The sequence below is a fragment of the Eubacterium ventriosum genome (assembly GCF_025150745.1).
In the GTDB taxonomy this organism is placed as follows: domain Bacteria; phylum Bacillota; class Clostridia; order Lachnospirales; family Lachnospiraceae; genus Eubacterium_G; species Eubacterium_G ventriosum.
Genome location: NZ_CP102282.1, coordinates 693,033 through 705,371, shown reverse-complemented (window position 1 = coordinate 705,371; position 12,339 = coordinate 693,033). Strand labels below are relative to the sequence as shown.

At 39.5% G+C, this 12,339-nt stretch carries 8 protein-coding genes; 4 read left to right on the top strand and 4 right to left on the bottom strand.

The genetic code is table 11. The annotated features are described in order from the left end of the window. Window positions 1-115: 115 nt before the first annotated feature. From NQ558_RS03065 to NQ558_RS03055, 3 genes are read left to right on the top strand one after another with little or no spacing between them, the layout of a single operon-like run. Window positions 116-1,744: a recombinase family protein gene (locus tag NQ558_RS03065; RefSeq protein ID WP_005361191.1), complete on the top strand. Its 1,629-nt coding sequence runs from the start codon at window positions 116-118 to the stop codon at window positions 1,742-1,744. Continuing rightward, window positions 1,745-3,394, top strand: a complete 1,650-nt coding sequence (locus NQ558_RS03060; protein ID WP_005361193.1) for a recombinase family protein — start codon at window positions 1,745-1,747, stop codon at window positions 3,392-3,394. Then, window positions 3,379-4,920 (top strand): recombinase family protein, encoded by a 1,542-nt coding sequence (locus NQ558_RS03055; protein WP_040446605.1) that lies wholly within the window; start codon window positions 3,379-3,381, stop codon window positions 4,918-4,920. Before NQ558_RS03060 ends, NQ558_RS03055 begins: the two co-directional genes overlap by 16 nt. A gap of 33 nt (window positions 4,921-4,953) precedes the next feature. On the opposite strand, the gene NQ558_RS03050 is transcribed toward NQ558_RS03055, so the two are convergent. Together NQ558_RS03050 and NQ558_RS03045 are read right to left on the bottom strand one after the other, a co-directional pair. Continuing rightward, a complete protein-coding gene (locus NQ558_RS03050) occupies window positions 4,954-5,934 on the bottom strand; it encodes a tyrosine-type recombinase/integrase (protein WP_005361196.1) in 981 nt (326 codons plus the stop codon). A gap of 17 nt (window positions 5,935-5,951) precedes the next feature. After that, window positions 5,952-6,131, bottom strand: a complete 180-nt coding sequence (locus NQ558_RS03045; RefSeq protein ID WP_005361197.1) for a helix-turn-helix domain-containing protein — start codon at window positions 6,129-6,131, stop codon at window positions 5,952-5,954. A 236-nt stretch (window positions 6,132-6,367) separates the two neighbouring features. Between NQ558_RS03045 and NQ558_RS03040 the strand changes: the two genes are divergently transcribed. Next, entirely contained in the window at window positions 6,368-6,892 is a 525-nt protein-coding gene (locus NQ558_RS03040) for a helix-turn-helix domain-containing protein (RefSeq protein ID WP_040446608.1), read from the top strand. A gap of 186 nt (window positions 6,893-7,078) precedes the next feature. Here NQ558_RS03040 and guaA read toward each other — a convergent pair whose 3' ends face one another. Together guaA and uvrA are read right to left on the bottom strand one after the other, a co-directional pair. Then, window positions 7,079-8,626: a glutamine-hydrolyzing GMP synthase gene (gene guaA, locus NQ558_RS03035; protein ID WP_040446610.1), complete on the bottom strand. Its 1,548-nt coding sequence runs from the start codon at window positions 8,624-8,626 to the stop codon at window positions 7,079-7,081. 859 nt (window positions 8,627-9,485) lie between these two features. Beyond that, window positions 9,486-12,323 (bottom strand): excinuclease ABC subunit UvrA, encoded by a 2,838-nt coding sequence (gene uvrA, locus NQ558_RS03030; protein WP_005361200.1) that lies wholly within the window; start codon window positions 12,321-12,323, stop codon window positions 9,486-9,488. Window positions 12,324-12,339 lie beyond the last annotated feature (16 nt).

Sequence of the window (12,339 nt, the reverse complement as noted above, 5' to 3'; positions counted from 1 at the left end):
CTGACTTTTCCGTAAAAGCATGGTAGAATAAGAATCGGAAAAGGAATTGAATATGGAATAACCACACTTCTTGAATTGCGGGGATTTTTCTGTGCAACGAAAGGAGTGTTTTTTTATGCAGGTTTACAAAGCGATTAAGTACATCCGTCTTTCTTATACGGATGATAAAACAGTAGAAAGTGACAGCGTTGCTAACCAGCGGCGCCTGATCGATGACTACATAGCCCGACACCCGGAAATTGAGGTTGTGGCAGAAAAAATTGACGATGGTTATAGTGGTGTTTTGTTTGATCGCCCGGCATTTCAGGAAATGATGCGGATGATCGAACAAGGCGAAGCTAACTGCGTGATTGTCAAAGACCTCTCCCGCTTAGGTCGTGAGTACATAGAAACAGGCCGTTATATGCGCAGGGTATTTCCAGCCTATGGAGTGCGTTTTATCGCAATTAACGATAATGTGGACACGGAAAATGACGCTGCCGATGATCTCACGGTTTCTGTCAAAAACATTATGAATGAGGCTTACTGTCGGGATATTTCCGTTAAGACACGGAGCGCCCTGGAAGTAAAACGGCGCAGCGGGGATTTTGTAGGTGCTTTTACCATCTATGGTTATGTGAAAGTCGGCGATAAACACAAGAGCCTGGAAGTGGACGAATATGCTGCTAATGTTGTGAGGGATATTTTCAGAAAACGGCTGGAGGGATTCAGCGCTTCCCATATAGCGGATGAACTGAACCGATTAGGAATTCTTTCGCCTTTAGCGTATAAGCGCAATCACGGAATGCCTCATGCAAAAGGTGGCTATACAGACCGAAAGGATTGCAAATGGTCTGCAACTACAATCATCCGCATTTTGCAGGATGAAACTTACACCGGAACACTGGTCCAGGGCAAACAGACAACGCCCCATTTCAAATTAAAAGAGCGTGAGGACAAACCTTCTTCGGAATGGATTCGTGTGGAGGGAACCCATGAAGCGATCATACAAAAGCACGATTTTGATCTGGTGCAACGGCTCCGCAGGATTGACACAAGGACTTCTCCCAAATCGGATAAGGTTTACCTGTTTTCCGGTATTTTGATCTGCGGCTGCTGTGGCTGCCGTATGACCCGCAAGACGAACCGCTATAAAGATAAAGAGTATCACTATTATTACTGCCCGACCGGCAAAAAGAATGGATGCACATCGTCGGTCATGCTGAAAGAGTCGGATCTGATTGAATGTGTGCAGGACAGTTTGAAAGGACATATTGAAAATGTTGCTTCTCTGGATGCCCTGCTGTCCAGTATCAGTCAGGAACGGATCAACCGGGAATTGGCGCAGGAATATGCCGCACAGATCAGAGTAAATGAAAAGCGTGTGGCACAGACCGAGGGCTTTAAGGCAAAACTCTATGAAAATCTGGTGAGTGGAATTCTGACAAAGGAAGAATTTCTCTCTTATAAGCGAAAATACAATGCAGATATTGAACTGTTCCAAAAGGCAATCGTTGAATGGAACGATAAACTTACAGATGTATTGGAAAACCGAAGCGAACGAAACCGTTGGATCAACCATTTTATGAAATTTTCTACTATGGAGGATATTGACCGCCGGGCAGTCATGCAGCTTATCCGAAGCATACGTGTAATGGGTAAAGATGAACTGCATATTGAATTTAATTACCAGGATGAATATCAGAAAGCAATCTCTTTGGCAGAACAGATTGCTACAAAAAATGAAGAAAGGATGGTGGGCTAAATGGCAAGAAAAAGCAGAAAACAGACGGCAGCGCCTATGCCGGCACCATCTTTATATGTACATGTGGCTCTGTATATCCGTCTTTCTGTGGAGGATAACAAAAAGCGGGGCTGCTCAGTAGAAAATCAAAAGCTGGTACTGAATGACTTTCTTTCAGATAAACCGGACTTCGTTGTGTATGATACCTATATCGACAACGGGGCGACAGGGACAAATTTTCACCGCCCTGGATTTCAGCAAATGCTATCTGATATTGAAGCAGGCCACATTAACTGTGTGATTGTTAAGGATCTTTCCCGATTAGGGCGAAATTCTATTGACACAGGTTATTATATCGAACAGTATTTCCATGCTCATAATGTTCGCTTCATTGCTGTTACGGATCAGTTTGATACAGAGGATTCCGGAAATCTTCATGGCGGTATCATGCTGCCTTTGAAAAATATGATCAATGAAGCCTATGCTCTGGACATTGGACGAAAAATCAAAGCACAAGCGCGGCAGGCTATGAAAGATGGCGACTATATTGGTGCACGGGCACCTTACGGTTACAGGAAAGACCCTGATAATTGCCATAAACTTCTGATTGATGAAAATACTGCCCCTGTGGTAAAACAGATTTTTGAATGGGCACATGAGCATGTGTCTCTGAACCGGATTGTCCGCAATCTAAATGAGATGGGGATTCCGGCACCGAGCCATTATAAAAAGGACACTGGCGAGATTACCAGTCCGGGCCTGATTGGAAGCGGAAAATGGCAGACCCGTACAGTGATGAAAATTTTAGAAAGCGAAGTCTATACAGGCGATCTGGTGCAAGGAAAAACAAAGATTGTAGATCATCAGCAGGTCAAGGCTGGAGAAGATAATCTGATTATTGCCAAATGCACCCATGAACCGATCATTAGCTATGAATTGTTTAATGCAGTTCAGGAATACAGAAAACAGATCTGTGAAGAAAGCAAAGCAACTCCAAAACGCCCCTACACGCCAAACATTTTCAAAGGCAAAGTGTTCTGTGCTGATTGTGGCAGAAGCCTTCACCGGCAACGTGCCGAGCGCCGGAAAGGCCCCGATACTTATTGGTTCCACTGCCTTACAAACAGCCGGATAGAAAAAGATAGCTGCAAAGGCGCAACGATGCAGGAAAAGGAACTGATTTCTACTGTTACGGCTATTCTTGAAAAAGAGCTGACAGTTGCGCTGGGAATGTCGCTGCCACTCTTTCAGTTGGAGGCAAGACAAAAACAGGAAAAAGATAAGCTGAAAATTCAGATGTCGGCCAAACGGCAGGAAATTGAAAAAACACGCCGGCTGATCCGTGGTCTATATGAAAATTTTGTGCAAGGTATTTTGACAAATGATGAATACTTTGAATTGAAGGCGGATTATGAATATGCTATCAATGCTCTGTCTGGTGAGATTGAAGTATTTGAAAAATCTATGGACTCCCTGGACAACCAGCTTGCCCGATACCGTGCAATGGAAAAGGATGCAAAAACACTGGCACAGGATCATGTGCTGACTGCAGAACTGATCGAACGGCTCATTGAACGAATTGAGATTGACCACGAGCGGAATATTCATGTAACCTTCCGTTTCAAAAATGAATTTCAGGGAAAGGCGGTGGAACTGTGCGCAACTATGTGATTGCCCTTTATATCCGTCTTTCTGTGGAAGATTTCAAAACCGAAAGTTTGAGCATACCAAATCAAAAACTGATTCTTCGTGAAAAAGCTATGTCTCTGCCGGAATGGGATAACAGTGAGATTTTGGAATTTATTGACAACGGTCATACAGGGACAAACTTTGAGCGTCCGGCGGTGCAGGAACTTTTAACAATGGTTCAGGCCGGAAAGATCAACTGTATTATTGTAAAAGACCTTTCCCGATTTGGACGTAACAGCATTGAAACCGGCTATTTTATTGAGCGGGTATTTCCTCTTTACCACACCCGTTTTATTTCCGTCAGTGATGATTTTGACACAGCTAATTTCAAAGGTGATACCGGAGGGATTGATATTGCTTTCAAGTATCTTATTAGCGAGTGTTATAGCCGGGATATGTCCATGAAAACCAAAAGTGCAAAATACGCAAAGATGCGTCGTGGGGAATATCAGAGTGTCATCTGTCCTTACGGCTATCGCAAGAGTGCAGACGGACGTATGGAACCGGACGAGGATGTTGCCCCGAATGTGCAGATGATATTTCAATGGGCGTCTGAAGGCAACACCGCAGCCGAGATCACAAGAAAACTGTATGCCATGAATATCCCCACCCCTGGGGAATATCGCAAACTTAAAGGCAAGGACTATTACAATGTTTCCCGAACAAACGGCGTTTGGAGTACATCAACGGTCCTGCGTATTTTAGAAGATCAAAGATATATCGGTACCTATGTAATTGGCAAGAGAAAGGTAAAAGAAATTGGCAGCCGACATACACAGTTAAAGGATGAAAGTGAGTGGTTCAAAATACCGAACCATCATCCGGCTATTGTAAGTGTGGATCTATTTGAGAAAGCCAATGCTTCAATTAAGCGTTTCTCTCTGTCAAATAAAAAGCCGCGTGATTATCTGCTCCGTGGTAAGGTGTTCTGTGGATGCTGCGATCATGCAATGTCTCTACGAAATGGTGCGTGGTTTTATTGCCGTCATTCCGAGGTGGCTGAAACGCTTCCTTGTCATGGTGTGCGTATAAAGATGGCAGATCTGGAGCAGGTTGTATTTGAAACAATTCGGGCTCAAATGTGTCCGGCATTGGGAATTGATAGCAATAAGGATAAATTGGATTTGCAGACAGTTCAGCAGGCCGAACATGAAGAAAAACTCCGTTCTATTCAAGACAGCAAGCGGCATCTTTATGAGCAGTATGCACTCGGAGAGATTGATTTGGAAACCTATCGAACACGAAAAGCGGTTTATGACACGGAGCTGGTACAAGCCAAAAATGTTCATGCTGTCATTACTGCACAGACAAAGCAGATAAAAAGTGATTATGAGATTAAGCTGAAACAACAGGAAATTGTTCAGGAAGTCGGAAACGCCAACATGCTGACAAAAGCTCTGATTGACCGGCTTATCAACAAAGTTTACGTCTTTCCAGGAGATCGGATTGAGATTGAATATGCAACACAGGATTTCTTAGAAACAAAGCAATCTGAAAAGGAGGTATAACCGTGAACACCCATTTGAAACAGCTATGGGCAGCTATGAAGCTGCCCGAAAAACTTCAAAAAAAGTTATAAATTTTTTTGTCGTGGGCTTGACATACGGGTGTCTCAAATCATGCACACGGATTCGCTTCACTCCAGATACTTTTGATCCTCTGTTCATTTCATGATGCAGATAAGATTTGGAAATTGTGAAAATTCTTTCGTCTTTCTTCAGACCGTAAAGCATTCCCATATAATCCTGCATCTCATCACATATAAATTGTGGCATCTTGATAAATCTGTTACTTTTAAATGTCTTTGGTGGGGTAATCACATCTTCCCGGTTTAATCTTTGATATGATTTGTTAATTCGCAGTGTATGCGTTGTAAAGTCAAAATCCGCTGGTGTCAGGGCAAGCAACTCTCCTTCACGGATACCACACCAGTAAAGCATTTCAAAAGCGTAGTAAGAAACTGGTTTATCCATCATCACATCTGCAAATTTCAAATACTCTTCTTTCGTCCAGAACAACATTTCCTTATATTCCTCTATTGCTATATTTCCAGCTTTCTGTGCCGGATTAGAAGGCAAATGATAAAAATCAACTGCATGATTGAAAATGGCACTTAACTGGCTGTGGATTTTCCGCAGATATGAAGCAGAATACCCTTTTCCATTCGCTCTCTTAAATGCAAGCAAATGATTCTGCCATGCAATCACATCTTTTGGTTCAATTTCTGCAATCTTTCTCTCCCCAAAGTATGGAAGAATTTTTGTTCTGGCAATATTATTCTTAGTTCCCCATGTGTTATCCCGGATTCGTTCCTTTTTATCTTCTACATAAATTTCATAAAAACTTGCGAAAGTCATATCCAGTTTTGCATCATGCTTTAACATTTGTTCGTGTTCCCACATCTGCGCTTCTCGCTTCGTAGGAAATCCTCGTTTTGAAGTCTGTTTCGTTTTCCCTGTCCAATCGGTATACCGATAGACCACTCGCCACTTCCCAGTGACATTATCTTTGTAAATACTCATACAAATTCTCCTCTCTCTTACACTTCGCTGTAACATACTTTTTTGCGGAAATAATTGGTGTTTACTCTGCCAGCTACCGTAAGATAACCCAGGTTCTGTAATTCATCATTTAACTGTTTGACAATCTTATAAGCATAAGACTTGGAAACTCCCAGTTCCGCTGCAACTTCTTCTACGGTCATAAAAGTTCTGTTCATCACATCGCATCTCTCCTTTCTATCTTAACTCAATTTGTTTAAGTTGTTACATTTGCATGATACTAAACATTTTAATTTAAGTCAAGTGATTCTATGCGAATATTAAATTCTTTTGTTTAAGTTCTTCTTGCTATCCGAAATTGCTCATGCTATACTGAACCTAAACAGAATTGTTTTGTTTTCTATCACAATTAATTATGGCAACACGAATGACCACTATAAGGAGGCAAACAAAAATGGCAATCGGACAACGTATCAAATATTTTCGCAACCGCATAGGCATGACACAAAAACAACTCGGAGAACAACTGGGATTCAAAGGAAAAACCTCAGATGTCCGCATGGCTCAGTATGAATCTGAAGCCAGAGTTCCTAAGATTGATCTTGTAAAACAGATGTCTCAGATCTTTGATATCAATACTCATGCCTTAACAGTTCCAGATATTGATACTCACATAGGTCTGATGCATACACTATTTGCACTGGAAGATATGTATGGTCTAAAGGTAAAAAATGTAGATGGACAACCTCATCTCTGGCTTGACTCTTCCATATCTGCTCCCAGCTCATCTGTCGATGAAATGTTTCGTGCATGGATGGAACAAGCTGACAAACTGGAAAACGGTGAAATCAGCAAGGAAGAATATGATGAATGGAGATATAAGTACCCGGAACTGGATACTTACCAGAAACGTGCCAAGGTACCCTCTCAGGAATTGAGTGATTACCTCGTAAAAGAATTGACTAAAAAAGAAAAATAAGAGAAAAGAAAAACCTTACCGATATTCAGTTTTTTACTTCTGAAAATCAGTAAGGTTTCTTTATATACGTTATGAAATAAAATTTTTATCTCTTGAATAATCACAAAATGTTGCCATTTTGTTGCCAGCCACTAAACAAATTTGTTTGTAGCCCGCATGAATACTTGGTTTCTATGATTGCGTGGATTATTCAAACTCTATAGTTCCAGGTGGCTTACTTGTCAAATCGTACATTACTCTATTGACCCCGCGCACCTCGTTTATGATTCTGCTCATTACCTTTGTCAATACTTCGTAAGGTATTTCTGCAGCTTCTGCTGTCATGAAATCTACAGTATTTACTGCACGAAGTGCAATGGCGTAATCGTATGTTCTTTCGTCTCCCATTACACCTACGCTACGCATATTTGTAAGTGCTGCAAAATACTGTCCTATTGTTTTATCCAATCCGGCATTTGCAATTTCTTCACGATAAATTGCATCTGCATCCTGTACCATTTTAACTTTTTCGGCTGTTACTTCACCGATGATACGGATTCCAAGTCCCGGACCTGGGAAAGGCTGACGGTATACTAAATATTCAGGTATACCCATTTCTAAGCCGGCTTTTCTTACTTCGTCCTTAAATAAATCACGAAGTGGTTCGATTATTTCCTTAAAATCTACACAGTCAGGTAATCCACCTACGTTGTGATGTGACTTAATTACTGCTGATTCGCCACCTAAACCACTTTCAACAACGTCAGGATAAATTGTTCCCTGTACAAGGAAATCAACTGCTCCGATTTTCTTTGCTTCTTCTTCAAAAACTCTGATAAATTCTTCACCAATTATTTTACGCTTCTGTTCAGGTTCTTTTACTCCTGCTAACTTGCTGTAGTAACGTTCCTGTGCGTTTACACGGATAAAGTTTAAGTCATATGGACCGTCAGGACCGAATACTGCTTCTACTTCGTCACCTTCGTTTTTACGAAGTAAGCCATGGTCTACGAATACACATGTAAGCTGTTTTCCAATGGCTTTTGAAAGCATTACTGCTGCAACTGATGAATCTACACCACCTGACAATGCACATAAAACCTTACCATCGCCAACTTTTTCACGGATTGCCTTAATTGATTCTTCTACAAATGAATCCATTCTCCAGTCTCCTGAACACTGGCAAACTCCACGAACGAAGTTGTATAACATCTTTGTTCCTTCCTGTGTGTGAAGTACTTCTGGATGGAACTGTATTGCATAAAGTTTCTTTTCTTCGTTTTCTGCTGATGCACAAGGGCAATCCTTTGTGTGTGATGAGATTTCAAATCCCGGTGCCACCTGTGATATATAATCAAAATGACTCATCCAGCAAACTGTTTTTGGTGAAACATCTGCAAAAATCTTTGACTGAGTCTTGTCTATTAATACTTCTGTCTTACCATATTCACGTACATCTGCACGTTCTACTTTTCCGCCTAACACATGCATCATAAGCTGTGCTCCGTAGCAAAGTCCTAACACTGGAACGCCTAATTCAAATAATTCTTTTGAATATGTTGGAGAATCGGCTTCATAACAACTATTTGGTCCACCTGTTAAGATGATACCCTTTGGGTTCATTGCTTTGATTTTTTCAATGTCTGTTTTGTAAGAATATATTTCACAATATACATTACATTCACGAACACGTCTTGCAACCAACTGGTTATACTGACCACCAAAGTCAAGAACGATTACTAATTCTTTCTTCAATGTATTTCCTCCTAAAATGGTGCCTGCACCATACTACTGTAAAAGGTAATTGCTATATAAAATCTAATTACCTGCTAATTTTTAATTCTACCCTATTTTTCTATTTAAAACAAGTACACTGTACTAACTTTTATAATTCCCATAACTTATAACCTGACTGCTCTCTATATACAAAATATTTTTAAACTTATACATCTTTCAGACTCATAATATACTTTCACACGTGCCTAAATTTTAATATCATTTCAAGTACTTATAACGAAGTAAGAGCACCTGCCCTACTTCCTCGTATGACAGATGCTCCCTATTTCAATACCCTAACTTTACAATTTTGTTAACAACCGCAGGTACTTTTTATTAAATGAATCTTCTCGGGAATTTCTTCTGTACACTATTCGTTTCGATCGCATTCCGAATATCTGTATACCTAGTCTATTCCTTACTATTTGTCCTGCTTCGACTTCACTACCTACCTTAACCATAAGATGTTATTCTTCATTGAATTTTCGTTTTGAATAATTCCTATCCTATCCAATTCTTTGTAACATCTCATCCAATAATTACTACTTAAACAATCTTCCGTTGATTGCCATGTTAGCAGATATCACTGGGTAAAACTCCTTTCACCACTAAACTTAGATACTGTTGTTATTAGGTTGACATCTAATAACAAATGGGTTGTTAACTTCTTTGTAGAAGTCTTTTTTAGGTATTTAATACGTTTTTGTTTGTATGTTCAATATAGCACAATTTTTCCTTATTTTAAAGGGGGTTCAAGCACTTTTTTCATCTTTATAAACATTGCATAAATGCCCTTTTATTTAAACATTTTTATGAATCGTTTTTTTATAAAAAATGACTATTGTCTCTCTAACATCTGCTTAACATACTTGCCGGTATAACTTGTTGGATGTTCTGCAACCTGCTCAGGTGTTCCTGCAACTACAACTGTTCCACCACGGTCACCACCGTCAGGTCCCATATCAATTATATAATCTGCCACTTTTATTACGTCCAGATTATGCTCAATAACCACTACTGTATTACCTTCATCTGTTAATCTGTGAAGAATCTCTACTAATTTGTGCACATCAGCAAAATGAAGACCTGTTGTCGGTTCATCCAATACATATATTGTTTTTCCTGTACTTCTCTTACTTAATTCTGTTGCAAGCTTAATTCTCTGTGCTTCACCACCCGACAATGTTGTTGAAGGCTGTCCTAATTTTAAATAACCAAGACCTACATCATACAATGTCTGTACCTTGTTAAGAATTCTAGGCACATTCTTAAAGAAATCCAATGCTTCTTCCACTGTCATTTCAAGAACATCATAAATAGTCTTACCTTTGTAGTGTACTTCCAGTGTTTCCCTATTGTAACGCTTTCCGCCACAGACCTCACATGGAACATATACATCAGGAAGAAAGTGCATTTCAACTTTTAAAATTCCGTCACCTGAACACGCTTCACAACGACCGCCTTTTACATTAAAACTAAATCTTCCCTTCTTGTAACCTCTTTCTTTTGCATCGGTTGTTGCCGCAAAAAGGTCCCTTATCATATCGAACATTCCCGTATATGTTGCCGGATTTGAACGTGGAGTTCTGCCTATTGGTGACTGATCAATATTTATTACCTTATCAAGCTGCTCCATTCCCTCTATCTTCTTGCATTTTCCGGGAATTGTTCTTGCCCTGTTTAATTTTCTTGCAAGACTCTTATATAATATTTCATTAACAAGTGAGCTTTTACCTGAGCCTGAAACACCTGTTACACATGTAAATACCCCAATTGGCACCTTTACATCAATGTTCTTTAGGTTATTTTCCTTGGCTCCAACTACTTTTAAGAAACCTTTTGGTTTTCTACGTGTTTTCGGAACAGGTATTTTAATCTCTCCACTTAAATATTTTCCTGTAATTGAATTAGGATTTTTCATTATATCCTCTGCAGTTCCTGTAGCAATAACCTGTCCACCGTGTTCTCCTGCTCCCGGACCTATGTCAACCACATAATCTGCTGCACGCATTGTATCCTCATCATGTTCAACTACAATCAAAGTATTTCCCAAATCTCTTAAATGCTTCAACGTTGCAAGAAGCTTATCATTATCATTCTGATGCAATCCAATACTTGGCTCATCCATTATATAAGCAACACCAACCAAGCCTGAACCTATCTGAGTTGCCAAACGTATACGCTGAGCCTCTCCACCTGACAAAGTTCCCGTAGCTCTTGAAAGACTAAGATAATCAAGTCCAACGTCAACTAAGAATTGAAGACGTCCTTTAATTTCTTTCAAAATCTCTTTTCCTATCTTTAGCTGAGTTTCAGTCAATTGCAATTCATCCAAATACTGGCGCAAATCTCTTACAGACATTTCTGTCATTTCATAAATATTCTTATCTCCAATAGTTACAGCCAACGATCCCTTTTTAAGTCTCTGTCCGTGGCATGTTGCACATGGCGTAAATCTCATAAATGTTTCATATTCTGCCTTTGTTGACTCTGCGCTTGTTTCACGATATCGTCTTTCTACATTTTTAATTAATCCTTCAAAAGCAATATCATAAACTCCAATACCTCTTTGCCCCTTGTATCTTACGGCTACTTTTTCACCATTTGTTCCATAAATCAAAATATCATGTATCTCTTTTGGATAATCCTCAAAAGGTGTATCAAGAGAAAAATTGTATTTTAAAGCCAATGCCTGAAGTATCGCATTACTAAAACTCTTTCCGTCATTTGCACTCTGCCACCCCAATACTACAATTGCTCCCTGATTAATGCTTAAACTCTTATCAGGAATAATAAGGTCTTCGTCAAATTCCATCTTGTATCCCAAACCATAACAGTCAGGACAAGCCCCAAAAGGATTATTAAAAGAAAAACTTCTAGGCTGTACTTCGTCAATACTTATTCCACAGTCAGGGCAGGCAAAATTCTGACTAAAAGTCATCTCTTCCCCACCAATAACATCTACTATCATTAGTCCGTTGCCAAGCTTTAAAGCATTTTCAACAGAATCAGTAAGACGCTTTTCAATTCCTTCACGAATGCTAAGTCGGTCTATAATAATTTCGATACTGTGCTTTATGTTTTTTTCTAACTTAATCTCTTCAGTTAGTTCATACATATTGCCATCAACTCTTACTCGCAAATAGCCACTTTTCTTAGCACTTTCAAATACTTTTTCGTGACGTCCTTTCTTTCCTCTTACAACAGGTGCCAATATCTGAAACTTAGTACGTTCTTCCAGCATAAGAATACGATCTACCATTTCATCAACTGTCTGTTTCTTTATTTCACGTCCGCATTTTGGACAATGTGGAATACCTGCTCTTGCATAAAGCAATCTCATATAATCGTATATTTCTGTTACTGTTCCAACTGTTGAACGTGGATTCTTGTTTGTTGATTTCTGATCAATTGAAATAGCAGGTGGCAATCCTTCAATACTTTCAACCTGTGGTTTTTCCATCTGCCCTAAGAACTGTCTTGCATAAGAAGACAATGATTCCATATATCTTCTCTGTCCTTCTGCATAAATAGTGTCAAAAGCAAGGGATGACTTACCTGAACCGCTTAAACCTGTTACTACCGTAAATTCATCTCTTGGTATATCAATATCAATATTTTTCAAATTGTGCTCATTTGCACCTTTTATATGAATATATTTTTTATTGTCTTTCATTTTATTTTCCTATCTT

Bases quoted from the DNA above. Each gene is read 5' to 3' on its own strand.
- NQ558_RS03060 (WP_005361193.1), top strand. From the start codon at position 1,745: ATGGCAAGAAAAAGCAGAAAACAGACGGCAGCGCCTATGCCGGCACCA.
- uvrA (WP_005361200.1), bottom strand. From the start codon at position 12,323: ATGAAAGACAATAAAAAATATATTCATATAAAAGGTGCAAATGAGCAC.
- NQ558_RS03040 (WP_040446608.1), top strand. From the start codon at position 6,368: ATGGCAATCGGACAACGTATCAAATATTTTCGCAACCGCATAGGCATG.
- NQ558_RS03050 (WP_005361196.1), bottom strand. From the start codon at position 5,934: ATGAGTATTTACAAAGATAATGTCACTGGGAAGTGGCGAGTGGTCTAT.
- NQ558_RS03065 (WP_005361191.1), top strand. From the start codon at position 116: ATGCAGGTTTACAAAGCGATTAAGTACATCCGTCTTTCTTATACGGAT.
- NQ558_RS03045 (WP_005361197.1), bottom strand. From the start codon at position 6,131: ATGAACAGAACTTTTATGACCGTAGAAGAAGTTGCAGCGGAACTGGGA.